This is a genomic window from Klebsiella sp. w6 (assembly GCF_033100215.1).
GTDB lineage: Bacteria > Pseudomonadota > Gammaproteobacteria > Enterobacterales > Enterobacteriaceae > Klebsiella > Klebsiella variicola.
This window is the reverse complement of sequence record NZ_CP136907.1, coordinates 643663-666055: the sequence shown is the minus strand read 5'-3', so window position 1 is coordinate 666055 and position 22393 is coordinate 643663. Positions and strand designations below refer to the sequence as shown.

The window sequence follows — 22393 nt, the reverse complement described above, 5'->3', positions numbered from 1 at the left end:
GTAGCGCCATGATCCCCGGTGAATATCACGTTAAGCCCGGTCAGATAGCCCTGAATACCGGCCGGGCGACCTGCCGCGTGGTCGTTGAGAACCACGGCGATCGACCGATTCAGGTCGGTTCGCACTACCATTTCGCCGAGGTCAACCCGGCGCTGAAGTTCGACCGTCAGCAGGTCACTGGCTATCGCCTGAATATCCCGGCCGGCACGGCGGTACGTTTTGAACCCGGCCAGAAACGCGAGGTCGAGCTGGTGGCCTTCGCCGGTCACCGCGCTGTCTTCGGCTTCCGCGGCGAGGTCATGGGCCCTCTGGAGGCAAACGATGAGTAATATTTCACGCCAGGCCTATGCCGATATGTTCGGCCCCACCGTCGGCGACAAGGTGCGCCTGGCCGATACCGAGCTGTGGATCGAGGTGGAAGATGATTTGACCACCTACGGAGAAGAGGTCAAATTCGGCGGCGGCAAAGTGATCCGCGACGGGATGGGTCAGGGACAGATGCTGGCCGCCGACTGTGTCGACCTGGTGCTCACCAACGCGCTGATCGTTGATCACTGGGGGATCGTCAAGGCCGATATCGGCGTGAAGGACGGCCGGATCTTCGCCATCGGCAAAGCCGGCAATCCCGATATCCAGCCCAACGTCACCATCCCCATCGGCGCCGCGACGGAAGTGATTGCCGCCGAAGGCAAGATCGTCACCGCCGGCGGGATCGATACCCATATTCACTGGATCTGTCCGCAGCAGGCGGAAGAGGCGCTGGTCTCCGGCGTGACCACCATGGTCGGCGGCGGCACCGGCCCAGCCGCGGGCACCCATGCCACCACCTGCACCCCGGGCCCCTGGTATATCTCACGCATGCTGCAAGCGGCCGACAGCCTGCCGGTCAATATCGGCCTGCTGGGCAAGGGCAACGTTTCTCAGCCGGATGCCCTGCGCGAGCAGGTAGCGGCGGGCGTCATTGGCCTGAAAATTCATGAGGACTGGGGCGCCACCCCGGCGGCGATCGACTGTGCGTTAACCGTCGCCGATGAAATGGACATTCAGGTCGCCCTGCACAGCGACACCCTCAATGAGTCCGGTTTTGTGGAAGATACCCTCGCCGCCATCGGCGGGCGCACTATTCACACCTTCCATACCGAAGGGGCCGGCGGCGGCCATGCGCCGGACATCATCACCGCCTGCGCCCACCCGAACATTTTGCCGTCGTCCACCAACCCAACGCTGCCCTACACCCTCAACACCATCGATGAACATCTCGATATGCTGATGGTCTGCCACCATCTGGACCCGGACATTGCTGAGGACGTGGCCTTTGCCGAATCGCGCATTCGCCGGGAAACCATCGCCGCGGAAGACGTGCTGCACGACCTCGGCGCTTTCTCGCTCACCTCCTCCGATTCGCAGGCCATGGGTCGCGTCGGGGAAGTGGTTCTCCGCACCTGGCAGGTGGCGCATCGCATGAAGGTACAGCGCGGAGCGCTGGCGGAGGAGACCGGGGATAACGACAACTTCCGCGTGAAGCGCTACATCGCCAAATACACCATCAACCCGGCGCTGACCCACGGCATCGCGCACGAAGTCGGATCCATTGAGGTGGGTAAGCTGGCGGACCTCGTGGTCTGGTCGCCAGCCTTCTTCGGCGTGAAACCGGCCACCGTGCTCAAAGGCGGCATGATCGCTATCGCGCCGATGGGCGATATCAATGCCTCGATTCCGACCCCGCAGCCGGTGCACTACCGTCCGATGTTTGGCGCCCTGGGCAGCGCCCGCCATCACTGCCGCCTCACCTTCCTGTCGCAGGCGGCGGCGGACAACGGCGTTGCCGAACGGCTGAACCTGCGCAGTGCGATCGCCGTGGTGAAAGGCTGCCGTACGGTGCAGAAAGCCGACATGGTGCACAACAGCCTGCAGCCTAACATCACCGTCGACGCGCAGACTTATGAGGTGCGGGTGGATGGCGAACTCATCACCAGCGAGCCGGCAGACGTTCTGCCGATGGCGCAACGGTATTTTCTGTTTTAAGGAGAGCGGATGCTTTATTTAACTCAACGTCTGGAGACCCCCGCCGCCGCGACCGCCAGCGTTACGCTGCCGATTGATGTTCGCGTCAAAAGCCGGGTAAAAGTCACCCTCAACGATGGCCGGGAAGCCGGTCTGCTGCTGCCCCGCGGCCTGCTGCTGCGCGGCGGCGATGTGCTCAGCAACGAAGAAGGCACCGAGTTTGTGCAGGTGATTGCCGCTGATGAAGGGGTGTCGGTAGTGCGCTGCGACGATCCGTTTATGCTGGCGAAGGCCTGCTACCACCTCGGCAACCGTCACGTGCCGCTGCAGATCATGCCGGGCGAGCTGCGCTACCATCACGATCACGTGCTGGACGATATGCTGCGCCAGTTCGGCCTGACGGTGACCTTTGGCCAGCTGCCGTTCGAGCCGGAAGCCGGCGCTTACGCCAGCGAAAGCCACGGTCATCATCATGCTCATCATGCCCACCACGCTCACAGCCACTAGCATGTCGACAGCGGAACAACGCCTGCGGCTGATGCAGCTGGCCAGCAGCAACCTGCCGATAGGCGGTTACAGCTGGTCCCAGGGGCTGGAGTGGGCTGTGGAAGCCGGCTGGGTGCCGGACGTCGCGGCCTTCGAGCGCTGGCAGCGACGCCAGATGACGGAAGGCTTTTTTACCGTTGACCTGCCGCTGTTCGCCCGCCTGTACCGCGCCTGCGAACAAGGCGATATCGCTGCGGCCCAGCGCTGGACCGCCTATCTGCTGGCCTGCCGGGAAACTCGTGAACTGCGGGAGGAAGAGCGCAACCGCGGCGCGGCGTTTGCCCGTCTGCTGAGCGACTGGCAGCCGGACTGTCCGCCGACGTGGCGCACGCTGTGCCAGCAAAGCCAGCTCGCCGGGATGGCCTGGCTCGGCGTGCGCTGGCGCATCGCGCTGCCCGAGATGGCCCTCAGCCTGGGCTACAGCTGGATTGAGAGCGCCGTGATGGCCGGCGTCAAGCTGGTGCCCTTCGGTCAGCAGGCCGCCCAGCAGCTGATTTTACGTCTTTGCGACCACTACGCGGCCGAGATGCCCCGCGCGCTGGCCGCGCCGGACGGCGATATCGGATCGGCCACCCCGCTCGCCGCTATCGCCTCGGCCCGGCATGAAACCCAATACTCCCGATTATTCCGTTCCTAGGAGAAGCCATGAACTCTTATAAACACCCGCTGCGCGTCGGCGTCGGCGGCCCGGTCGGCTCCGGTAAAACCGCTCTGCTGGAAGCGCTGTGCAAAGCGATGCGTGATACCTGGCAGCTGGCGGTGGTCACTAACGACATCTATACCAAAGAAGATCAGCGCATCCTCACCGAAGCGGGCGCGCTGGCGCCTGAACGCATCGTCGGTGTGGAAACCGGCGGCTGCCCGCATACGGCGATCCGCGAAGATGCCTCAATGAACCTCGCCGCCGTGGAAGCGCTGAGTGAAAAGTTCGGTAACCTCGACCTTATCTTCGTGGAAAGCGGCGGCGACAACCTGAGCGCCACCTTCAGCCCGGAGCTGGCGGATCTGACCATCTACGTCATCGATGTGGCCGAAGGGGAGAAGATCCCGCGCAAAGGCGGGCCAGGGATCACCAAATCCGATTTCCTGGTGATCAATAAAACCGACCTTGCCCCCTATGTGGGCGCGTCGCTGGAGGTGATGGCAAGCGATACCCAGCGTATGCGCGGCGATCGCCCATGGACCTTCACCAACCTGAAGCAGGGCGACGGCCTGAGCACCATTATCGCCTTCCTTGAAGACAAAGGCATGCTCGGCAAATAGGCCTGTTGCACCAGCCGGGCGCAGGCGCGTCCGGATGGTGCAGCCCCTGCTCTCTCTTCTATCACCCTGCACCATCCTCCCCGCCACGCCTGCCCTGCAATATGGCATAAGGTTTGCTAATTCAAGTCATGCCTAACCATTAAGGAATGACTATGTCATCACTGGATCTCAACCCTGAATTACCTGCGACAACGCGGACTTCCGGCTCCCGGGAAACCTTAGAAGATTACACCTTACGTTATGCCCCGCTGAGCTTCCGCCGCTGGGGACCGGGCGTCGTCGCGGTCACGGCGCTGGGCGGCATCGCCTACCTGGCCGACTTTTCCATCGGCGCCAGCATCGGTATGGCCTGGGGCACCAGCAACGCCATCTATTCGATCCTGGTGGCGGCGCTGGTGATCTTCCTCACCGGCATTCCGCTGGCGATCACCGCCGCGCGCTACAACATTGACCTTGACCTGATCACCCGCAGCGCCGGCTTCGGCTATTTCGGCTCGGTGATCACCAGCATTATTTTTGCCGGCTTCACCTTTATCTTCTTCGCCCTCGAAGGCTCGATCATGGCCCAGGGGCTGCTGGTGGGCCTCGGGATCCCGCTGTGGATGGGGTATCTGATCGCCACCCTGATGGTGCTCCCGCTGGTGGTCTATGGCATGAAAGCCCTGACCCGCCTGCAGGTATGGACCACCCCGCTGTGGCTGGTGCTGATGGTGGTGCCGGTGGTGTGGCTGATTGTCAAAGATCCGCAGCTGGTGGACGGCTTCCTGCATTTCGCCGGTAAAAACAGCGCGTCGACGGTGGATATCACCGCCATCATGCTCGGCGCCGGGGTATGCCTGTCGCTGATCATGCAGATTGGCGAGCAAATTGATTACCTGCGCTTTATGCCGCCTAAGACCGCGGAGAACCGTAAAAGCTGGTGGCTGGCGGTCTTTTCCGCCGGCCCGGGCTGGGTGGTGTTAGGCGCGATCAAACAGATCATCGGCGCCTTCCTCGGCTTCTATCTGTTGACCCGTTTCCCGGCGGTGCACAATACCGAACCGGTGCAGCAGTTCGTCAGCGTCTTCGATAACCTGGTGCCCGGCTGGCTGGCCCTGACGCTGGCGGTGGTGCTGGTGGTGATCTCGCAGATCAAAATTAACGTCACCAATGCCTACTCCGGCTCGCTGGCGTGGACCAGCGCCTGGACCCGCACCACCAAACGCTATCCGGGACGGATTATTTTTGTGGTAGTCAACTTGGCGATTGCCCTGGCGCTGATGGAAGGCGATATGTTCAGCGCCTTGTCGTGGATCCTCGGCTTTTACTCCAACTTCGCCATCGCCTGGGTCGTGGTGGTGGCGACCGACATCACCTTTAATAAAGGCTTGCTCAAGCTGGCGCCGGCGCAGCCGGAGTATCGTCGCGGCATGATCTACAACGTTAACCCGGTAGGCGTGGTCTCCTTTGGTCTGGCCGCCGGGCTGTCGATCTGCGCCTTCTTCGGCCTGCTGGGCGCGACGCTGGCGCCGTTCTCGCCGCTGATTGCGCTGGTCGTCGCCTTTGTCATGACCCCGCTGATGGGGATCCTTACCCGCGGGCGCTACTATATTAAGCAGGTGGATGACGGCATCGCCGAGCCGCGCTATGACGCGGCGGGGAACGCCTCCACCACCGTGTATCAATGCGTTAGCTGTGAGGAAGAGTACGAGCGCCCGGATGTGATGCACTCACACAAGCATCAGGGAGCCATCTGCTCGCTGTGTAAAAGTATGGAGTAGTCAGAAAGGCAGGCCGACGTGACGTCGGCCTGTTTCAGGATGCGTTAGGCGGCAGGCAGCTCGGCCAGCGGCCAGCGCGGGCGAACCGTCACGCCGAGCTCGGCTTTGGCGCCGGTTTGCAGACGCACCATGCCGGCGTAGGCGATCATCGCGCCGTTGTCAGTACAGAACTCAGGGCGGGCGTAGAACACCTCGCCGCCGCGTTTTTGCATCATCTCCGCCAGCTTCGCCCGCAGGGTACGGTTGGCGCTCACGCCTCCCGCCATCACCAGACGCTTAAAGCCGGTTTGCTCCAGCGCGCGGCGACATTTAATCATCAGCGTATCGACGACCGCATCCTCAAATGCCCGGGCGATGTCGGCGCGGGTTTGCTCATCGTCGCCATTATTACGAATGGTGTTGGCGGCGAAAGTTTTCAGGCCTGAGAAGCTGAAATCGAGCCCCGGGCGGTCGGTCATCGGCCGCGGGAAGACAAAGCGGCCTTCGGTGCCCTGAGCGGCCATTTTCGACAGCATCGGCCCGCCGGGATAATCCAGTCCCAGCAGTTTCGCCGTCTTATCAAAGGCTTCGCCCGCCGCATCGTCAATCGACTCGCCCAGCAGTTCATACTGACCAATACCAGTGACGCTAATCAACTGGGTGTGGCCGCCGGAAACCAGCAGCGCGACGAACGGGAACGCCGGTGGGTTATCTTCCAGCATCGGCGCCAGCAGGTGCCCTTCCATATGGTGTACCGGGATCGCCGGCACGTTCCAGGCGAAGGCCAGCGACCGGCCAACGGTCGCCCCGACCAGCAGCGCGCCGACCAGGCCAGGACCCGCCGTATAGGCGACGGCGTCGATATCTTTCGCCGTCAGACCGGCTTCTTTCAGCGCCGCCTGGATCAGCGGCACCGTTTTGCGCACGTGGTCGCGCGATGCCAGCTCCGGCACCACGCCGCCGTAGTCCGCATGCAGTTTCACCTGACTATACAGTTGGTTGGCTAACAGACCTTGCTGGTCGTCATAAATCGCGATGCCGGTTTCATCGCAGGATGTTTCAATGCCCAGTACACGCATGAGTTGTTTTACCTCGCTTCAATACCGCGCAGTGTAGGTCCAATGACCGGCGATGTAAAACTTTGCTCACCCCTGGTGCTCTCTTCGTGTATACTCCTCACCCTTATAAAAGTCCCTTTCAAAAAAGGCGCCGGTGCTTTACAAAGCAGCAGTAGTTGCAGTAAAATTCCGCACCATTTTGAAATAAGCTGGCATTGCGGCCAGCGGCAAACCGAATTAATCAAAGGTGAGAGGCACATGCCGGTAATTAAAGTACGTGAAAACGAGCCGTTCGACGTAGCTCTGCGTCGCTTCAAGCGTTCCTGCGAAAAAGCAGGTGTTCTGGCGGAAGTTCGTCGTCGTGAGTTCTATGAAAAACCGACTACCGAACGTAAGCGCGCTAAAGCTTCTGCAGTGAAACGTCACGCGAAGAAACTGGCTCGCGAAAACGCACGCCGTACTCGTCTGTACTAATCTGTTGAGAGCGACGCTCTCAATTCAGACCGAGTTGTAGTTGTAAGGCCGTGCTTCCGAAAGGAATGCGCGGCTTATTTTCGTTTATAGTCATCAGAAATAACGGGGCTTATGGCTGGACGAATTCCACGTGTATTTATTAGCGATCTGCTTGCCAGAACCGACATCGTCGATCTGATCGATGCGCGGGTAAAGCTGAAAAAGCAGGGCAAAAATTTTCACGCGTGCTGTCCGTTCCATAACGAAAAAACCCCCTCTTTCACCGTCAACGGTGAAAAACAGTTTTACCACTGCTTCGGCTGCGGGGCGCACGGCAATGCTATCGACTTCCTGATGAACTACGACAAGCTCGAGTTCGTGGAAACGGTCGAAGAGCTGGCCGCCATGCACAACCTTGAAGTGCCTTATGAAGCAGGCAACGGACCCAGCCAGATAGAGCGCCATCAACGGCAGAACCTCTACCAGTTACTGGATGGGCTGAATGCGTTTTACCAACAGTCTCTGATGCAGCCCGCCGCCGACCCTGCGCGCCAGTACCTGGCAAAACGGGGGTTAAGCAGCGAGGTGATTACGCGCTTTGCCATCGGCTATGCTCCCCCGGGTTGGGATAACGTTTTAAAACGTTTTGGCGGCAATCAGGAAAACCGCCAGTCGCTTATTGATGCCGGCATGCTGGTCACCAACGATCAGGGACGCAGTTACGACCGCTTCCGCGAACGGGTGATGTTCCCCATCCGCGATAAGCGAGGCCGGGTAATTGGGTTTGGCGGACGAGTGCTGGGCGATGCCCTGCCGAAGTATCTGAACTCCCCGGAAACCGACATATTCCATAAAGGCCGTCAGCTGTATGGCCTGTATGAAGCGCAGCAGGACAATCCCGAACCACCGCGTTTGCTGGTTGTCGAAGGGTATATGGACGTCGTGGCGCTGGCGCAATACGACATCAACTATGCCGTGGCCTCGCTGGGCACCTCGACCACGGCCGACCATATCCAGCTGCTGTTTCGGGTGACCAATAACGTCATCTGCTGCTACGACGGCGACCGGGCCGGCCGCGATGCCGCCTGGCGCGCGCTGGAGACGGCGCTGCCGTACATGACCGATGGCCGCCAGCTGCGTTTTATGTTTCTGCCTGACGGCGAAGACCCGGATACGCTGGTGCGTAAAGAGGGCAAAGCGGCGTTTGAGGCGCGGATGGAGCAGGCTCAGCCGCTCTCCACGTTCTTGTTTAACAGCCTGCTGCCGCAGGTCGATCTGAGTACCCCGGACGGGCGCGCGCAGCTGAGCACGTTGGCGCTGCCGCTGATAACCCAGGTCCCGGGCGAAACGCTGCGCATCTACTTGCGTCAGGAGCTGGGCAACAAGCTGGGCATTTTAGATGACGCACAGCTTGAACGTTTAATGCCAAAACAGTCTGAAAATGGCGCGCCGCGTCCCGCGCCACAGCTAAAACGCACGACCATGCGTATACTGATAGGACTGCTGGTGCAAAACCCGGATCTGGCGCCGTTAGTCCCGCCGCTGGAGGGACTGGACTCGCGCAAAATGCCAGGCCTTAGCCTGTTCAGCGAGTTGGTGAAAAGCTGTCTGGCGCAGCCTGGTCTGACGACCGGGCAACTTTTAGAGCAATATCGCGGCACAAAAGAGGCTGCAACCCTTGAAAAACTGTCGATGTGGGACGATATAGCAGATAAAGATATCGCTGAAAAAACCTTCACCGACTCGCTTAACCATATGTTTGATTCACTGCTGGAACTGCGACAGGAAGAGTTGATAGCTCGCGATCGCACACACGGTTTAAGCAGTGAAGAACGCCGGGAACTCTGGACCATCAGCCAGGAGCTGGCGAAAAAATAAATGACAGACAATATCCTTCACGTTGTATCAAAGCAGTAAGAAAACGCAGAACAACGTGAGGGAAAAGTATTTAACGGCTTAAGTGCCGAGTATCGATCGGGAAGCCCCCGACAGCCGCGCAGAGGCGCAGCGGCAATAATATAAGTACGCCCTCGCTTTAAATGTCGACAGCCCGCCTGCCGACACCAATCAAACGAATTAAGTGTGGATACCGTCTTATGGAGCAAAACCCGCAGTCACAGCTGAAGCTTCTTGTCCAACGTGGTAAGGAGCAAGGCTATCTGACCTATGCCGAGGTCAATGACCATCTGCCGGAAGATATCGTCGATTCCGATCAGATCGAAGACATCATCCAAATGATCAACGACATGGGTATTCAGGTGATGGAAGAAGCACCGGATGCCGATGATCTGATGCTTGCCGAAAACACCGCGGATGAAGATGCTGCCGAAGCTGCCGCGCAGGTGCTCTCCAGCGTGGAATCCGAAATCGGACGCACGACCGACCCGGTGCGCATGTACATGCGTGAAATGGGTACCGTAGAGCTGCTGACCCGTGAAGGCGAAATCGACATCGCCAAACGCATCGAAGATGGGATCAACCAGGTCCAGTGCTCCGTTGCCGAATACCCGGAAGCGATCACCTACCTGCTTGAGCAGTACGACCGCGTCGAAGCGGAAGAAGCCCGTCTGTCCGATCTGATCACCGGTTTCGTCGATCCGAACGCCGAAGAAGACATGGCGCCGACCGCCACGCACGTTGGCTCCGAGCTGTCTCAGGAAGAGATGGATGACGACGAAGACGAAGATGAAGATGACGACGCCGACGACAACAGCGATGACGACAACAGCATCGACCCAGAGCTGGCCCGTGAGAAGTTCGCCGAGCTGCGTACCCAGTACGAGCTGACGCGCGACACCATCAAAGCCAAAGGTCGTAGCCATGCCGCCGCGCAGGAAGAGATCCTGAAGCTGTCTGAAGTCTTCAAGCAGTTCCGCCTGGTGCCGAAGCAGTTCGATTACCTGGTCAACAGCATGCGCAGCATGATGGATCGCGTTCGTACTCAGGAACGTATCATCATGAAGCTGTGCGTTGAGCAGTGCAAAATGCCGAAGAAAAACTTCATCACGCTGTTCACCGGCAACGAAACCAGCGAAACCTGGTTCAACGCTGCGGTAGCAATGAACAAGCCGTGGTCCGAGAAGCTGCTGGAAGTGAAAGAAGACGTGCAGCGCGGCCTGCAGAAGCTGCAGCAGATCGAAGAAGAGACCGGCCTGACCATCGAACAGGTGAAAGACATCAACCGTCGCATGTCCATCGGTGAAGCGAAAGCCCGCCGTGCGAAGAAAGAGATGGTGGAAGCGAACTTGCGTCTGGTTATCTCTATCGCCAAGAAATACACCAACCGTGGTCTGCAGTTCCTCGATCTGATTCAGGAAGGCAACATCGGTCTGATGAAAGCGGTTGATAAGTTCGAATACCGTCGCGGCTACAAGTTCTCGACCTACGCTACCTGGTGGATCCGTCAGGCGATCACCCGCTCCATCGCGGATCAGGCGCGCACCATCCGTATTCCGGTGCATATGATTGAGACCATTAACAAGCTCAACCGTATCTCCCGTCAGATGCTGCAGGAGATGGGCCGTGAACCGACCCCGGAAGAGCTGGCTGAGCGGATGCTGATGCCGGAAGACAAAATCCGTAAGGTGCTGAAGATCGCCAAAGAGCCTATCTCCATGGAAACGCCGATCGGCGACGATGAAGATTCGCATCTGGGGGATTTCATCGAGGATACCACCCTCGAGCTGCCGCTGGATTCCGCGACCACCGAGAGCCTGCGTGCGGCAACGCACGACGTGCTGGCCGGCCTTACCGCTCGTGAAGCGAAAGTCCTGCGTATGCGTTTCGGTATCGACATGAACACCGACCACACGCTGGAAGAAGTGGGTAAACAGTTCGACGTTACCCGCGAACGTATCCGTCAGATCGAAGCGAAGGCGCTGCGTAAACTGCGCCACCCGAGCCGTTCTGAAGTGCTGCGTAGCTTCCTCGACGATTAATCGTCGCGGGACATCGTCCACAGCCGGTTAAAAAGCTCCCTGCGGGGAGCTTTTTTTATGGCGTTCAGGTGGCCATCCGGGGAAAGTCGCCTCTCTCCGCTACTGGCCGCGGGTCGCCAGGGCATCATCCAGTTCACGATAGGCCGCCACCAGCTTATCGAGCGTCGCCCGGTTTAAGCCGCTGGGATTGGGCAGCACCCAGACCTGGGTCGTCCCGATGGTCATAGCCTGTTTCCCCCACTTCGCGCCGCGCTGGTTAAAGGCGAGCTCGAAGGCCTGCTTGCCGAGCACCGCCAGCGCCTGCGGCTGATACTCCTCAATCTTCCTCACCAGCTCACGGCCACCGCTGCGCAGCTCCTGCAGGGCGACCTCGCTGGCCTGCACCGTCGGTCGCTCTACCAGCATGGTGATGCCGCAGCGCGTATCCAGCAGCTGCAGCTCCTCTTCCGGCCTGAGCTGTCGATCGGTGAATCCGGCCTGATGGATGACCTTCCAGAAGCGATTGCCAGGATGGGCAAAATGAAAGCCGGTATGGGCGGAGGACTTCCCCGGGTTGATACCGCAAAAGACAACGCGCAGGCCCGGCGCAAGGATATCGCTAATCATGTTTTCTCCGGCTGTATGGCTAAAACATGATTATAAAGGATTGAAAATGCATTGTTTATAAAAACAGCAGCTGCGCGCTTTACGCTGGATTGCAACCGTCAGTTACTTTATAATCCCTCGCCACGGCCCCTTAGCTCAGTGGTTAGAGCAGGCGACTCATAATCGCTTGGTCGTTGGTTCAAACCCAACAGGGGCCACCAGATATCAAGGGCTTACGTGCAAACGTAGGCCCTTTTCCTTTTCAGCCTTCCCTGAAGAGAACAGCGATCGGCAAACCACCGGCTTAACCTGGACCTGCGCTTATGCCGACAGGCGCCGAAGACGCCCGCCGGGTATACCGCACTATTTCAGCCCAACGCTCAGGAGGTCGGTAATGCCATCATGTGGTACTTATTGCCATTGAAGTTAAAGAAACCGACGTCTTCAAACTGGTTGCGGGTATGAAACGCATACGAGCGCGGGTTCAGTACATTGACGAAAGTAACGATGACGGGATAACGCGGGGCGAACACCTTGCGCTGATACTCAAGCAGCAACTCGCCCACGCCCTGACCACGATACTCTTCTGCGACGCAGATGGGGCCATACTGATATGAGCTAGCCGCATCCAGTTTTTTCCCCTGGTAGCGATATTCGTTGAGAATACTTGCCATATATTTAAACATGGGCCAGGGGCTGAGAAATTCCCACGATCCGCCGAGCAACAGGCCAATAACCTTGTTACATGAACGATCAACAGCGATCACTACACCACTTTCGGCTGAACTCAGTTCGCTTAATTGCTGCTGCGTCATATCGGTGGTGACAAATCCATTCGCCCGCTGCTCGCCTGCAAGATTTTTAGCGTGATAGCGCTCCAGCAATTGTTTCACCTCAGGGATGTCTACGTCTTGCGCCAGACGAATGACGATATTTTCATTGACCATTGCCATTTCATACTCCTGTAAAATATTTTACTGAAAGCGTCACCATCATCGCACCCACGGTGACAAACAGAACTTTGCGAATGATTTCACCATTGTTTTTAATGGCGGGCAGAACCATAAGCGCCATGTACCTCTGCATTTTTTGCTTCAATATAATCAGTACAGGCGGGAATGATGGAGGACTGGGTGATTTGCCGGATATAAAATTGCGGTAGTTTCCATATTACATAACAGTCCTCTTCAAGCCTTTTCCTGAATTCGTCTGTTGGTATGGGAAGCGCGTCTTTGATACGATCGGCGATTGATAGAATAATTCCATTCTTCATAAACATACCCTGTCCTGAAGCTACCAGTATAATAAGATTTGTTTCACTATTTATCTGAATAACGCATTCAGATATTTCCATTTCATTCTAAATAGTGCGGTCAATTTATAACGCAGATTTATTAACCCCTTCAAGATAGCGGATAAAATCCAGACGATCTTTTTACCTTGCGAGCTGATTACAATCCTTTAAATTTTAACTACATAATTTTTATAAAACTTTATCCTGCCGGGATAAAGCTGAATCAGTTCAGCTAAATATTGTCAACAATTCATTAATAACAAATAGAAATAAGATATATCAACATTAGCAATGCTACTGGATACGACGTTTCTCAAGTCAGTTCAGCGATGCGGGCAATTGCGCATTTCCATCCCTGCAGCCCTCAGGATCGTGGATGTCGAACGGCCCGACCTGACGGTCGCGTTCATTCGGTCTACCACGAGGGCGTGGCGTAATACCGGCATACTCATAGACAGGTTAAGTTGTCAGGAATGAAAGACAGTGATTGCCCTGCCACCGCTGCCATTGACACGATAGTTGCCGCGTCTGCATTAATAGCTAACTCAAGCAAGAAGCGGGCTTTGCGAATTTTTTAGCTGTGCCCATTCTTTTTCCTGCAGGTGGCTAGCCAGCATTAACGTGCAAGCCAAATGTTGGTGAATTGCTTATCCGCAATGAATGTGGCATAACACCGGTCCATAATAGAAAGAGTTTCCTTTTCATATTGTTGGCGCAACATCGAGGATTTGCTGATGCAATTAACGGTTCTGGTTGATAATAATACATTAATTGACAGGTATCTTGTCGGTGAGCCTGGTGTATCCTATCTGATTGAGCATGATGGACAAAAAATCCTTTTCGATACCGGATATTCGGATGTTTTTTTGCAGAATGCGCAAACGTTGCAAATTGATTTAACCACCATCGATAGTATCGTTTTATCGCATGGGCATAACGATCATACCTGGGGCCTCAATCATTTAACCCAACATTATGATCGCCTAAATTTCACGCCTGAGAGAAAGATAAACTTAGTTTGCCATCCAGATGCATTAAACCCAAAGTATTTTGATGCAAAATCTATAGGGATCAACTACAGATTCGATCAAAATGATCTCTTCTTCGATAAAATTTGCAGCAAAAAACCTTATCCACTCACTGAAAACATCATCTTTCTTGGTCAAATACCAAGGGACAATAAATTCGAGATGCTGACACCGGTAGGCCAAACGGTGGATGATAACGGCGAAATCACTGATGATTACGTTATGGATGATTCTGCGTTGGCAATAAAGACAGAAGAGGGACTGGTGGTAGTCACAGGCTGTTCTCACGCGGGAATAGCTAACATTATCGAATATGCCAAACAGGTTACCGGAGAGAATCACATTGTGTCGGTCATTGGCGGATTCCATCTGCAAAATGCCGATGAAGATCGCCTCACGCAGACAGGGGATTATCTTAAAGCATTATCCCCAGATTCCCTCTATCCATGCCATTGTACCGATCTTGCGGCTAAGATTAGCCTGGCGCGTTTTATCAAAATCAACGAGGTCGGCGTTGGGCTAAAACTAGATTTTTCTGCCGCCGGGAAATGAATGCAAAAGAAGGTAGCCGGCACGCAGGAGAGCAAACGGCAGCAGCGGCAGCAGCGGCAGCGGCAGCGGCAGCGGCAGCGGCAGCAACCAGGCTCGTTAAAATTCAGGTCAATATCTGAAAAATAACCATCGCCTGCGCCAGCTGATCGAAATCAATACTCCTCTCTCGCCCCTCTTATATATAACCCGTTGACTCACAAAAAGGACGAAATGATGAAAATACGGGATATATCAATCAGTACCTGTCTGGCATTGTTATTAATGGGTTGCGTAGCTAAACCGCCAATGGCGACGGAAAGTGAAATGAAAGAGGCCGCCGCCTTTGCTTTTAATGTCGATGCTTCACAGGTGACAATTTCCGATGCGAAGCAGCAGGATGTGAAAACCAATTTTGTGGCCACCATCGGCAAAACCAGCCATCGATGCTATGTGACAAAAGCCGCCGAGCCGAAACTTTACGGACTGATCCCACTGGGCGGCGGCAGTACCGTCTCGGATGCCATCTGTGCCGGCAGCAACCCGACGCCAGCGAGCAAAACCTGCGACGCCCTGTCGAAAAAAGCGGGCCGCTGCTGAGCCTTTGCGCAGGAGAAGGCCGCTGACTGCACACTTAGTCACTTTTCCTGCCGCTTTACCGCGGTCGCTTAATTCAGCGACCGCACCTGCTGATAAGAATTGAGCCGTTCACGCAGCGAAGTCAGCCAGACATCTGGCTCCTGGCGGCAGATTTCGGTGAGGATCGGCGTCAGCACCAGCTCAGCTTCATGGAAGTCGGTCCACTCCGGCGGCTGCAGAGAAAAAGGATCGTTCATCAACCAGATCACCATCGGCGTCCAGGTGCGCGGGTCCAGTTGCAGATAATCCTGACAGCGCATCATATCGCGAGTCCGTACCTCATCGGGTGCGATATTCTTTCCCGCCGCGGCGCTACTTATTGCCAGAACGATTATTCCTGCCATCAGACGTTTCCAACCCCATTTTCGCCAGAGGGCGCGCTTTTCTTTTGCCATTGTTATTATTTACCTGCCAGCTGTTGCCGGAGGGAATTCCGGGCTACTCACCTTAAAAAGAGCAGATTAATCGTTTGCATTTTTTTTAACAGCAGACAGCGCTGAAGTCAGTGAACGCCTGTTCCTACAGCTGTCATCCAGATATGCAAATATATTCGACAAGCACTCATCCACAATATTTTCCCGGCCGAAAACGATTTGTGTTACAATTGCGCCTTATTCCGGCACCGATAAAAATAACCTCCGCCGCACCTGCACCAGGCATCGCCCTTCTTTTTTCATATCAGGATTTACGCCCCCATGAATGCGATAATCATTGACGATCATCCATTGGCACGTATCGCCATTCGCAACCTTCTCGACACCAACGGCATTACCGTCGCGGCAGAACTCGACAGCGGCGCCCATGCGGTGCAGACCGCAGAAAGCATGCAGCCTGACCTGCTGATTGTCGATGTCGATATTCCGGAGCTCAGCGGCATCGACGTTCTGGAGCAGCTGCGCAAACGCCGTTACCGGGGAAAAATTATCGTCATTTCCGCGAAGAATGAACTGTTCTACGGCAAACGCAGCGCCGACTGCGGAGCAAATGGTTTTGTGAGTAAAAAAGAGGGAATGAATAATATCCTCGCCGCAATCGACGCAGCCAATAATGGCTACAGCTATTTCCCCTTTTCACTGGAACGCTTCTGCACCCACGGCATCACCGATCAGGACCGGCTGGATACGCTGTCAACGCAGGAGATGAAGGTGTTCCGCTATATTCTCAGCGGCGTCGACTACACCACCATCGGCAGCAAAATGAATATCAGCAATAAAACGGTAAGTACCTATAAGGTCCGTCTGATGGATAAATTAGGCTGCAGCACCCTGCTTGAGCTATATGACTTTGCGCAACGCAATAAAATAGGGTGATGGCATGGCGGTTCGTCTTATTTTATCCGTCGTTGTCGGGTTGGCGCTGAGTCTCTCTCCTGCCACGTATGCCATGAAACAGCTGGAGCTGAAGAGCCATTCTCATATCGCGGCGATCGATATCCCGCTTAGCGTTAAGGAGAAAGCCTGGCTTGCCGGACAACCGACGTTGACCATCGGCACCTGGCTTCCCGAAATGACACCCATCGTCTATGACGGCGACGAGAAAAGTTATCAGGGCATTAACGCCGACTATCTGGCGCTGATGGCGCACAGCCTCGGACTGAAGGTGATTATCCGCCAGTATGACACCGAGCAGCAGGCGCTCACCGCCCTGGCCGACCGGCAGGTGGATACCCTGCTCACTCAGGTGGCGCACCGGGATGCGCTCGCCCCGGGCCTGGATCAATCCGCGCCGCTGCTTAAAACCTGGCCGGCGCTGGTGATCTCGCTGAAATCCCCCCTGCCGCCGCTGACCACTGACCGCCGCGTTACGCTGGCCTGCACCCGCGAATGCGCCTTTTTCGATATTATTCAGCAGGCGTTTCCCAACGCCAAAATCACCCTTTACGATAGCGACTATCAGGCGCTTGCCTCGGTGGTCAGCGGTGAAAATCAGTATTTCATTGGCAACAACATCACCACTGGCCACTGTATCTCGAAGTATTTCTCGCAATCGTTGGTCATTGCGCACTATTTTCGTCAGCAGGAGCAACACAACCGCTTCGTCACCCGCGACGATCGGCCGGAGTTACACCAGATCCTCGATCGTTTCATTCATGCCATCGACAGCGATACCGCGATGCGGATCATGCAAAACTGGCTCAACCGCGGCGATCTGTCGTTTCTCAATACCCCCCTCCCCTTTAGCGCCGAGGAGCAGCGCTGGCTGCAGAAGCATCGTCGCGTCCGCCTGCTGGTCAACCCCTACTTTCCGCCGTTTACCCTGGTGGATGACGAAGATGAGCTGCGCGGCATCATGGCCGATATGCTGAATATTTTCTCACTGCAGACCGGACTACAGTTTGAACCCATCCTGGTGCGCAATCGCCACGATCTGGCAAAGCGCATGGAAAAAGAGGACTGGGCGATCATGCCCGCCGCCACCCTCAATTCGCAGCCGCAGGCCTACGTCACCCTCAGCGATCCGCTCATTAACGTGGCCTTTGTGCTGGTCGCTCGCGGCAGCGCGCCCGACCCGCATCTGCTGACGCGATCGGCGCGGATCGCCCTGCCGGTGGGGCCGATTGCCGCCCACGACCTGAAAACGCGCTTTCCACAGGTCAACTGGGTGGAGACAGATAACGTTGGTATCGCCATGAAGATGGTGGAAGAAGGCGAAGTGGATGCCGCCGTGGCCTCGGAACTCTCCGCCCGCTATATGATCGATCACTACTATCCGCAGGGCCTGCACTACACCCGCATCGACGGACTCCCGGTCGCTGCCATTCGGCTGGCCATCCCGCGCGATGAACCGGTGCTGGCCGCCATTCTTGGCAAAGCGCTGCAGGCGATTCCACCACGGGATATTCTGCAGATGACCGAGAAGTGGTCGAAAATATCCAGCCAGCAAATCGAGAACTGGAGCCAGTACAGCCGCCAGTTTTACCAGCTGATCGCCTTTGCGCTGGTGCTGATCGCCATCAGCCTCGGCTGGGGACTCTCCCTGTGCCGGGAAGTACGCAAACGCAAAGACTCCCAACAGCGGCTGGAAGACGAGCTGGCGCAGAAGGAGGCGCTCTCCTGTGCGCTGGAGCACGAGAAAGATAAAGCCGTTCAGGCGACAAAAGCGAAGAGTCGCTTTCTGGCCAGCATGAGCCACGAGCTGCGCACGCCGGTCAGCGCCATCGTCGGCTTTCTGGAGCTGCTGGCGAAACCGGAGCTGAACGTCGGCCAGCGTAAAGAGGCGATCGAGCTGGCGGGGTCGACGGCGCAAACCCTGCTGGGACTTATCGGTAATATTCTCGATATCGACAAGATTGAGTCGGGAAAATACCAGATCACCCCGCAGTGGAGCGATGTCGCACAGTTAGTGTCGCAGCAATGCCACACCTTCGACGCGCTGGCGCAGCAAAAGGGCATCGTTCTGCACCACCATAACGCGCTGCAGGAAGGGATCATGCTGTGGCTCGACCCGCAGGCGCTACGGCAAATCCTCAATAATCTCATCGGCAATGCGCTGAAGTTTACCGCCGAGGGTGCGATTCAGGTCAGTTGCCGGCTGGTGCAAGCGGATGAGACGCAGGGGGAGCTGACGCTCATCGTCAGCGACAGCGGCTGCGGGATCAGTGAAGCAGAGCAGGCTACTCTCTTCCACCGCTATGCTCAGGCGCGCCAGGGGCGCCAGCAGACCGGCTCCGGACTGGGGCTGGTCATTTGCAAAGAGCTGGTTGCGCTGATGCAGGGTCGACTGGAGATGGTCAGTCACCCGGGGGTGGGGACAACTTTCACCATCACCCTGCCGGTCAAGGCGAGTCACTGCGCGCTTCATGCGCCGCAGGCATTGCCCACCAGGCCGCAGGCCCTGCCCGGACTGGCGATATTGATAGCGGACGACCACCCCACCAACCGGCTGCTGCTTAAACGCCAGCTCAGCACCATCGGCTATAGCGTCGATGAAGCCTGCGACGGTGAAGAGGCGGAGAATAAGCTCGCCAGCAAACATTACGATCTGCTGATCACGGACCTCAATATGCCCAGGAAAGATGGTCTGGCGCTGGCGGCCTCGTTACGCCGTCGCTATCCGGGCCTGGTCATTTGGGGCGTGACCGCCAGCGCGCTGCCGCAGTCACGGGAGGCGTGTCTGGCCAGCGGCATGAATATGTGTCTGTTTAAGCCGGTGTCGGTTCAGACGCTGAGCCATGAGCTCAGCCGTTTAGCGGGGGGCCGCGCATCACCTAACGTCACCCGGCACCTGAAGCTCAGCGTGCTGACCGAAAATACGGGGGGAGACCAGGCGCTGATGACTGAAATACTGGAGACGTTCCGCGATGCGTCGGCCACAGATTTGCAGGCCGCCGGACAGGCTATCGCCCGGCATGAACCGCAGACCTTTCTGCGAGCGCTGCACCGTCTGCACGGTTCAGCACAAATTCTGGGGATTACTGCGCTACAACAATTGTGCGCCCCTTTTGAGGCTAAGCGACCTGATTCGCTGACGCCGGCAAGCTGTCTGGAGGTGGTACAGCACATCACCGGCGTCATGCGCGAGATCGACGGCGAAATCAACGCCCTGATCGGCCGCTAGCCGTTCCGCTCGGGCAGTCCGCCTGCCCGAGCGTTAAGGGGACATCCATGTCAGTTTCTTCCTCTGCGCTCTCTCAGGGTGGAACGAGGATCAGTTGCCTGCCACCAGCATCTCGCTATCCACCACAATGCCCTCTTCAGCGCCCTTCAGCACCAGATTCGCTTCGTAATACTTCCCGGCTTTCAGCAGTTTTTGCGCCTGCGCCACCGCTTTACGGGTCTGGTTGAGCGGCATCAGATACTGGTTCTCGATCACGCCGATGCCGGCCAGACGCAGGGTATCAATAGCCCCTTTCTGGTCACCTTTCGCCAGCTTTTCGTTGGCAGATTTAATGGCACTCTCTTTTTCCGGTGTGGCCACGTAGTCTTCAGACAGGGCGACGGTCGCGTTGATCACCACATAGCGATCGGCGATCATTTTTGCTGTGGCGTCAGTTTTCACGAACTTCGCCCAGCTGGCGTCATCGGCGGCCAGCAGCGCGGCGGCGTCGTCTGTCAGTTTTTTGGCGCTCTCCGGCTGGCCGTGGAACAGCGCCAGACGGGCGAACTGGACGTCGCGCATCGCGTTCGCGCCCTGCACCGCCACCTGCAGCACATCGGCAGCTTCTTTCTGTACCTGCGCCGTGGCTGCCGCGGTTGGCGCTGCCGTCGCGCTGTCTGCCGCCCACACCGGAGAGGTACCCATCATGGTTGCCAGCAGGCTCGCCAGAATGACTTTTTTCATTGTTAACTCCTGATTAAAATCGGTAAGCATCACCAAACGCAGCCAGCTTAAAAAATATCGTGGTTATTGAGAATCAGAGCCCGGAAGTGATATTGCGGGCCAGGTCTGACAGCTGTCAGACCCGGCGTATAAAGTGACCTCGGCGCTCTTATTTACGCCTGGCGATACCGCGGCCTACTATTTTCCTCAGACATTTCTTTTGGCCCGCGGAATAAACCATACGTTTATTTCAGCGCCAGGCCGCCTACCGGGATCTGCGGAGCAATTATGTTTATGTTTAGCCATTACACTTTAAATGCGTTTAGTCCACGCATCTTCTTACGATATAAACGGCATGCCGGCATGATGGCCGCCCTGCTGTTTATCTGCGGGGCCTGTTGCCTGGCCTGGCCGTTGGTCGCCGGTTGGTATCTCGCCGTCGTCACCGGCATGTTGTTGATGATCTGTGGCTTCTATTCACTGTACAGCTTGATTGTCTTCCGCCAGCAGCACTGGAAATCACGCCTGGTGGCGCTGATCTTCGCCATCGCCTGGATCGTGCTCGGCCTGAGCTTTGTCGTCAATCCCCTCAACGGTATGAGCAGTCTGGCCATTTTATTTGGCTTTTTATTTGTTCTCGGCGGTATTTCCCGCATCGTCAGCGGATGTCAAACCCGAAAACAAAGCGGCGCTGGCTGGAATATTTTTATCGGTTTGCTGGATTTACTTATCGCCTGCCTGTGGCTGGCAATGAACCCGCAGCAAAGCTGGTTATTTATCACCGCGTTTATCGGCGTTGAAATGATATTTAGCGCCATCGGCTTTCTGGTCCTGCGCAATAAGATGAAGCACGCCCAGGCTTAAGCCGTATTTTATCACTGGAGAAGAAAATGAATTTACCTAAAGCACTCGTGTTGACCGCGGCGGCCACCACATTCTGTCTGATGACCAGCCCGGCGTTCGCGGTTCAGGAAACCACACCGCAGAATATGACCTGTCAGGAGTTTATGGATATGAACCCGAAAAGCATGACCCCCGTGGCCTTCTGGGTCGTGAATCGCAACACCGACTTCAGCGGCGGCGACTATGTCGACTGGCATGAAGTCGAAACCGTCTCGGTACCGAAAATGCTGCAGGAGTGCCACAAGAACCCCGCAGCTAAACTTGGCGATCTCAGCGCGGTCATCAAAAAATAACCCTGCTCCCCGGCGTCAGGCCGGGGAAACCCGCCGCGCTGCGGCGGGTCCCGCTTTACTCATCGATACCGCATTCGCACGGCAGATGGCGGCCGATAAGCTTGCGGTAAAAAAACGCCCCGATAATCGCCCCCACCACCGGCGCCAGCAGCGGCACCAGAAAGTAAGGGATCGCCAGCCCACCGGTAAAGGCGATCGAGCCCCACCCGGCCAGACTGGTAAACAGTTTTGGGCCGAAGTCGCGCGCCGGATTCAGTGCAAAGCCGGTTAGCGGCCCCATCGACGCGCCGATCACGGCGATCAGCAAGCCAATCAGCAACGGCGCCAGCGGCCCGCGCGGAATTCCGTTGCCGTCGTCGGTCAGGGCCATGATCATCGCCATCAGGATTGCCGTGATGGTGGTCTCCACGGCAAACGCCTGTATAAAAGTGATATGTGGATGCGGGTACGTGGAAAAGACCCCGGCCAGGTTAAGGCTGGCGGCAGTGCCGCGCACGATATGCTGACTCTGTTCAAGATCGAGAAACAGCTGGCGATAGAGCCCATACACCAGCGCGGCGGCGCAGAAGGCCCCGGCCGTCTGGGCAACAATAAACGGCAGCACCTTGCGGCGTTCAAAACAGGCGAACAGCCACAGGGCAATGGTCACCGCCGGATTAAGGTGCGCGCCGGAGACACCGGCCGTCAGGTAGATGGCCATGGCGACGCCAAGGCCCCAGATAATACTGATCTCCCACTGACCAAAGCTGGCCCCGGCGACCCGCAGCGCAGCGACGCAGCCCGCGCCGAAGAAAATAAGCAATCCGGTGCCAAGAAACTCGGCCACGCACTGCCCGGTTAAGGTAGAAGTCTGATTCATTATC

The 22393-nt window shown here is 56.8% G+C and carries 22 protein-coding genes and 1 tRNA gene; 16 read left to right on the top strand and 7 right to left on the bottom strand.

The features are described 5' to 3' along the window. Positions 1-8 precede the first annotated feature (8 nt). From R0140_RS03255 to R0140_RS03230, 6 genes are all read left to right on the top strand, one after another. The gene (locus R0140_RS03255) at positions 9-329 is read left to right on the top strand and encodes an urease subunit beta (RefSeq protein ID WP_008806532.1); all 321 of its coding nucleotides are present in this window, start codon (positions 9-11) and stop codon (positions 327-329) included. Next, positions 322-2025: an urease subunit alpha gene (gene ureC, locus R0140_RS03250; protein WP_032741006.1), complete on the top strand. Its 1704-nt coding sequence runs from the start codon at positions 322-324 to the stop codon at positions 2023-2025. The genes R0140_RS03255 and ureC overlap by 8 nt, the downstream gene beginning before the upstream one ends. Positions 2026-2034: 9 nt before the next feature. Further along, the gene (gene ureE / locus R0140_RS03245; protein ID WP_008806534.1) at positions 2035-2511 is read left to right on the top strand and encodes an urease accessory protein UreE; all 477 of its coding nucleotides are present in this window, start codon (positions 2035-2037) and stop codon (positions 2509-2511) included. Position 2512: 1 nt separating this feature from the next. Continuing rightward, positions 2513-3187, top strand: coding sequence for an urease accessory protein UreF (locus R0140_RS03240; protein WP_032739005.1), 675 nt, complete (start codon positions 2513-2515; stop codon positions 3185-3187). Positions 3188-3195: 8 nt separating this feature from the next. Continuing rightward, on the top strand, positions 3196-3813 hold the full coding sequence (gene ureG / locus R0140_RS03235) for an urease accessory protein UreG (RefSeq protein WP_002916877.1): 618 nt from the start codon (positions 3196-3198) through the stop codon (positions 3811-3813). Between the two features lie 152 nt (positions 3814-3965). Next, positions 3966-5573, top strand: coding sequence for a purine-cytosine permease family protein (locus tag R0140_RS03230; protein ID WP_032731264.1), 1608 nt, complete (start codon positions 3966-3968; stop codon positions 5571-5573). Between the two features lie 44 nt (positions 5574-5617). On the opposite strand, the gene tsaD is transcribed toward R0140_RS03230, so the two are convergent. After that, positions 5618-6631 carry a tRNA (adenosine(37)-N6)-threonylcarbamoyltransferase complex transferase subunit TsaD gene (tsaD, locus tag R0140_RS03225; protein WP_008806537.1) on the bottom strand — a complete coding sequence of 338 codons (1014 nt, stop codon included), beginning with the start codon at positions 6629-6631 and terminating at the stop codon, positions 5618-5620. Between the two features lie 237 nt (positions 6632-6868). Between tsaD and rpsU the strand changes: the two genes are divergently transcribed. From rpsU to rpoD, 3 genes are all read left to right on the top strand, one after another. Then, positions 6869-7084 (top strand): 30S ribosomal protein S21, encoded by a 216-nt coding sequence (rpsU, locus tag R0140_RS03220; protein WP_001144069.1) that lies wholly within the window; start codon positions 6869-6871, stop codon positions 7082-7084. Positions 7085-7195: 111 nt separating this feature from the next. Beyond that, the gene (gene dnaG / locus R0140_RS03215; RefSeq protein ID WP_008806538.1) at positions 7196-8941 is read left to right on the top strand and encodes a DNA primase; all 1746 of its coding nucleotides are present in this window, start codon (positions 7196-7198) and stop codon (positions 8939-8941) included. A 218-nt stretch (positions 8942-9159) separates the two neighbouring features. Then, positions 9160-11001, top strand: a complete 1842-nt coding sequence (gene rpoD, locus R0140_RS03210) for an RNA polymerase sigma factor RpoD (RefSeq protein WP_008806539.1) — start codon at positions 9160-9162, stop codon at positions 10999-11001. Between the two features lie 99 nt (positions 11002-11100). Here the strand turns inward: rpoD and mug are convergent, their stop codons facing one another. After that, on the bottom strand, positions 11101-11607 hold the full coding sequence (mug, locus tag R0140_RS03205) for a G/U mismatch-specific DNA glycosylase (protein ID WP_002917636.1): 507 nt from the start codon (positions 11605-11607) through the stop codon (positions 11101-11103). Positions 11608-11731: 124 nt separating this feature from the next. Between mug and R0140_RS03200 the strand changes: the two genes are divergently transcribed. Beyond that, positions 11732-11807 (top strand) — tRNA-Ile (locus R0140_RS03200). Between the two features lie 159 nt (positions 11808-11966). Here the strand turns inward: R0140_RS03200 and R0140_RS03195 are convergent. Together R0140_RS03195 and R0140_RS03190 are read right to left on the bottom strand one after the other, a co-directional pair. Beyond that, the gene (locus R0140_RS03195; protein WP_008806541.1) at positions 11967-12539 is read right to left on the bottom strand and encodes a GNAT family N-acetyltransferase; all 573 of its coding nucleotides are present in this window, start codon (positions 12537-12539) and stop codon (positions 11967-11969) included. A gap of 92 nt (positions 12540-12631) precedes the next feature. Continuing rightward, entirely contained in the window at positions 12632-12859 is a 228-nt protein-coding gene (locus R0140_RS03190) for a hypothetical protein (protein WP_223168545.1), read from the bottom strand. Positions 12860-13614: 755 nt separating this feature from the next. On the opposite strand from R0140_RS03190, the gene R0140_RS03185 reads away from it, so the two are divergent. Both R0140_RS03185 and R0140_RS03180 read left to right on the top strand, forming a co-directional pair. Further along, positions 13615-14460, top strand: a complete 846-nt coding sequence (locus R0140_RS03185) for an MBL fold metallo-hydrolase (protein ID WP_008806543.1) — start codon at positions 13615-13617, stop codon at positions 14458-14460. 303 nt (positions 14461-14763) lie between these two features. Then, positions 14764-15036, top strand: coding sequence for a hypothetical protein (locus tag R0140_RS03180; protein ID WP_032691249.1), 273 nt, complete (start codon positions 14764-14766; stop codon positions 15034-15036). A gap of 68 nt (positions 15037-15104) precedes the next feature. On the opposite strand, the gene R0140_RS03175 is transcribed toward R0140_RS03180, so the two are convergent. Next, positions 15105-15470: an HdeA/HdeB family chaperone gene (locus tag R0140_RS03175; RefSeq protein WP_163613462.1), complete on the bottom strand. Its 366-nt coding sequence runs from the start codon at positions 15468-15470 to the stop codon at positions 15105-15107. A 300-nt stretch (positions 15471-15770) separates the two neighbouring features. Between R0140_RS03175 and evgA the strand changes: the two genes are divergently transcribed. Both evgA and R0140_RS03165 read left to right on the top strand, forming a co-directional pair. Continuing rightward, positions 15771-16385, top strand: coding sequence for an acid-sensing system DNA-binding response regulator EvgA (gene evgA / locus R0140_RS03170; protein ID WP_008806546.1), 615 nt, complete (start codon positions 15771-15773; stop codon positions 16383-16385). Positions 16386-16389: 4 nt separating this feature from the next. After that, positions 16390-19632, top strand: a complete 3243-nt coding sequence (locus R0140_RS03165; RefSeq protein ID WP_016161848.1) for an ATP-binding protein — start codon at positions 16390-16392, stop codon at positions 19630-19632. Positions 19633-19722: 90 nt separating this feature from the next. Here R0140_RS03165 and R0140_RS03160 read toward each other — a convergent pair whose 3' ends face one another. Then, positions 19723-20385, bottom strand: coding sequence for a YfdX family protein (locus tag R0140_RS03160; protein WP_162493302.1), 663 nt, complete (start codon positions 20383-20385; stop codon positions 19723-19725). 237 nt (positions 20386-20622) lie between these two features. Here R0140_RS03160 and R0140_RS03155 point away from each other — a divergent pair, with 237 nt between their 5' ends. Both R0140_RS03155 and hdeB read left to right on the top strand, forming a co-directional pair. Further along, positions 20623-21198 carry an HdeD family acid-resistance protein gene (locus tag R0140_RS03155; protein ID WP_012540525.1) on the top strand — a complete coding sequence of 192 codons (576 nt, stop codon included), beginning with the start codon at positions 20623-20625 and terminating at the stop codon, positions 21196-21198. A gap of 26 nt (positions 21199-21224) precedes the next feature. Next, positions 21225-21530, top strand: coding sequence for an acid-activated periplasmic chaperone HdeB (gene hdeB, locus R0140_RS03150; protein WP_016161849.1), 306 nt, complete (start codon positions 21225-21227; stop codon positions 21528-21530). Between the two features lie 55 nt (positions 21531-21585). Here the strand turns inward: hdeB and R0140_RS03145 are convergent, their stop codons facing one another. Then, positions 21586-22389, bottom strand: a complete 804-nt coding sequence (locus R0140_RS03145) for an MIP/aquaporin family protein (RefSeq protein WP_008806551.1) — start codon at positions 22387-22389, stop codon at positions 21586-21588. Between the last annotated feature and the right edge of the window lie 4 nt (positions 22390-22393).

Excerpts from the sequence above, each read along its gene's own strand:
- ureC (WP_032741006.1), top strand. The coding sequence starts at position 322 with ATGAGTAATATTTCACGCCAGGCCTATGCCGATATGTTCGGCCCCACC.
- R0140_RS03155 (WP_012540525.1), top strand. The coding sequence starts at position 20,623 with ATGTTTATGTTTAGCCATTACACTTTAAATGCGTTTAGTCCACGCATC.
- R0140_RS03180 (WP_032691249.1), top strand. The coding sequence starts at position 14,764 with ATGAAAGAGGCCGCCGCCTTTGCTTTTAATGTCGATGCTTCACAGGTG.
- rpsU (WP_001144069.1), top strand. The coding sequence starts at position 6,869 with ATGCCGGTAATTAAAGTACGTGAAAACGAGCCGTTCGACGTAGCTCTG.
- R0140_RS03195 (WP_008806541.1), bottom strand. The coding sequence starts at position 12,539 with ATGGCAATGGTCAATGAAAATATCGTCATTCGTCTGGCGCAAGACGTA.
- rpoD (WP_008806539.1), top strand. The coding sequence starts at position 9,160 with ATGGAGCAAAACCCGCAGTCACAGCTGAAGCTTCTTGTCCAACGTGGT.
- R0140_RS03185 (WP_008806543.1), top strand. The coding sequence starts at position 13,615 with ATGCAATTAACGGTTCTGGTTGATAATAATACATTAATTGACAGGTAT.
- R0140_RS03190 (WP_223168545.1), bottom strand. The coding sequence starts at position 12,859 with ATGAAGAATGGAATTATTCTATCAATCGCCGATCGTATCAAAGACGCG.
- R0140_RS03145 (WP_008806551.1), bottom strand. The coding sequence starts at position 22,389 with ATGAATCAGACTTCTACCTTAACCGGGCAGTGCGTGGCCGAGTTTCTT.
- R0140_RS03160 (WP_162493302.1), bottom strand. The coding sequence starts at position 20,385 with ATGCTTACCGATTTTAATCAGGAGTTAACAATGAAAAAAGTCATTCTG.
- R0140_RS03165 (WP_016161848.1), top strand. The coding sequence starts at position 16,390 with ATGGCGGTTCGTCTTATTTTATCCGTCGTTGTCGGGTTGGCGCTGAGT.
- R0140_RS03175 (WP_163613462.1), bottom strand. The coding sequence starts at position 15,470 with ATGGCAAAAGAAAAGCGCGCCCTCTGGCGAAAATGGGGTTGGAAACGT.
- evgA (WP_008806546.1), top strand. The coding sequence starts at position 15,771 with ATGAATGCGATAATCATTGACGATCATCCATTGGCACGTATCGCCATT.
- dnaG (WP_008806538.1), top strand. The coding sequence starts at position 7,196 with ATGGCTGGACGAATTCCACGTGTATTTATTAGCGATCTGCTTGCCAGA.
- ureG (WP_002916877.1), top strand. The coding sequence starts at position 3,196 with ATGAACTCTTATAAACACCCGCTGCGCGTCGGCGTCGGCGGCCCGGTC.
- R0140_RS03230 (WP_032731264.1), top strand. The coding sequence starts at position 3,966 with ATGTCATCACTGGATCTCAACCCTGAATTACCTGCGACAACGCGGACT.
- mug (WP_002917636.1), bottom strand. The coding sequence starts at position 11,607 with ATGATTAGCGATATCCTTGCGCCGGGCCTGCGCGTTGTCTTTTGCGGT.
- tsaD (WP_008806537.1), bottom strand. The coding sequence starts at position 6,631 with ATGCGTGTACTGGGCATTGAAACATCCTGCGATGAAACCGGCATCGCG.
- R0140_RS03255 (WP_008806532.1), top strand. The coding sequence starts at position 9 with ATGATCCCCGGTGAATATCACGTTAAGCCCGGTCAGATAGCCCTGAAT.
- ureE (WP_008806534.1), top strand. The coding sequence starts at position 2,035 with ATGCTTTATTTAACTCAACGTCTGGAGACCCCCGCCGCCGCGACCGCC.
- R0140_RS03240 (WP_032739005.1), top strand. The coding sequence starts at position 2,513 with ATGTCGACAGCGGAACAACGCCTGCGGCTGATGCAGCTGGCCAGCAGC.
- hdeB (WP_016161849.1), top strand. The coding sequence starts at position 21,225 with ATGAATTTACCTAAAGCACTCGTGTTGACCGCGGCGGCCACCACATTC.